This is a genomic window from Mesorhizobium sp. M7A.F.Ca.AU.001.01.1.1, from assembly GCF_004022735.1.
Lineage (GTDB): Bacteria > Pseudomonadota > Alphaproteobacteria > Rhizobiales > Rhizobiaceae > Mesorhizobium > Mesorhizobium ciceri.
Genome location: NZ_RZPF01001058.1, coordinates 1 through 1,476 on the forward strand (window position 1 = coordinate 1; position 1,476 = coordinate 1,476).

Here is a 1,476-nt window from a genome sequence, read left to right on the forward strand (position 1 = left end):
CTACCCCGCTCTGCGGTGACAAAGACCGTCGCACCCGGCTTGAGGTCGCTCGGCGTCGCCGGCGCGAAGGTGACGACAGGGGTGGTGTCGGGAATCGAAATCTTCTTGGTCTGGCCATTGTCATAGGTCAGCGTGACGGATCGCCCGCTTATATCGGTAACGTCGGCGACGGTGCCGTTGGTCATCCGGCTGTTTGGCTGCAGGTCCCAGGGGCGGTCACCCTCGCCGGTGCCTTTCAGCGCGGCCGGGAAGACCACCACCTCCAGGGCGCCGCTGCCGCCATCCGCTTTCGATACGGAGGCAATGCCGAGGAAATCGCCCTGCTTGATGTCCGTTGCCGAGGCGTTGGCGACGCCCGAGATCTTCCAGCCGGCCTTGAGCTTGATCGCGTCGGTATCGCCCTGGCGGGTTTTCACGGTGAGCAGCGTGGGCTTAAAACTGACCACCGTGCCGCGCACACGAAGCGCGCCTGCGGCTTGGGCGGCGCCCGCGCCGGCGACGGAAAGGCTGGAAATCGTGCCGAGCACGACCATGACTGTCTTCAAGTTCATTGCAAAAAATCCTTCCGGGAAAGAACTGGCTGGAACCGGATGGTTTCGCGCCAGCGACCCGGAGATAACGAATGGGCGCGGCGAAACTGCCGGCAAAAGGCCAATCAGGCCTTCAAAACAACTTGATCGCGACGTGTGCGCCAGAGGCCGCGCCAGGCACCCGGTTCACGATCCCGTGACGGCCATTTTGGCCCTTGGCAAATCACCAGTGAGAGGGCATCTTCCCGACCGTCTCAGGCAACACTCCTCATTTGATCAAACTCTTTCAGTCATGGAGTTGCCAATGCCCCATAATGCGAAAAGCGAACCCCACTCCGAACCGGCAACCAACGGGAGCGGGCCAGATTACAACACCCTCAGAGCGATGCGGGAGACCCGCGGTTACAGCGTGGAAGAGCTTTCCCTGACATGCGGCCTGGCGGTGGACGAGATTGAGGATATCGAAAGCGGCAGAGTGACCGATCCGTCGAAGCTGCGTCGTATTGTGTCCGCGCTTCACCTTCCCCAGGAGGCTCTGATCACCCCGGCTGCGCCGACGCCGGCGCAAGGTCGATCGCTGGCGTAGACCCCGCACCAGGCATTCCAGAGAACCCGCCAAGGCCCTCTTGGCGGGTTTCTTTGTACCTGCCGCAGCGTCTGCTTCAGCCTGGCGCTTGCCGATTTGTATGCCGCGCGTGCTTATATGCGCGGCGGCCCCGGCTGCTGGACAGCAATCCGCCGTCCTTCAAGTTTTTGAACCATGGGTTTTTCGATATGAGCCTGGACTCCGTTCGTGCGTTCTTTGCCACCCACGCGCCCGACATCGATGTCATCGTCACGGAGGCGAGCTCGGCGACGGTGACCCTGGCGGCCGAGGCGCATGGCGTGCTGCCGGCGCAGATCGCCAAGACGATCTGCCTGCGCGTCGGCGACCGCACCATGCTGG

Annotated in this window: 2 protein-coding genes and 1 pseudogene; 2 read left to right on the forward strand and 1 reads right to left on the reverse strand. The window is 62.7% G+C overall.

The window, feature by feature from the left end; all coding sequences use genetic code 11:
* Positions 1-551 (reverse strand): hypothetical protein (locus tag EN884_RS35710; protein ID WP_128361116.1); only part of this gene is annotated, 551 nt, incomplete at its 3' end.
* Positions 552-834: 283 nt separating this feature from the next.
* On the opposite strand from EN884_RS35710, the gene EN884_RS35715 reads away from it, so the two are divergent.
* A complete protein-coding gene (locus EN884_RS35715) occupies positions 835-1,116 on the forward strand; it encodes a helix-turn-helix transcriptional regulator (protein ID WP_063170208.1) in 282 nt (93 codons plus the stop codon).
* A gap of 188 nt (positions 1,117-1,304) precedes the next feature.
* A pseudogene (locus EN884_RS39970) lies at positions 1,305-1,476 on the forward strand (YbaK/EbsC family protein); the annotation flags it as partial.

Excerpts from the sequence above, each read along its gene's own strand:
- EN884_RS35715 (WP_063170208.1), top strand. The coding sequence starts at position 835 with ATGCCCCATAATGCGAAAAGCGAACCCCACTCCGAACCGGCAACCAAC.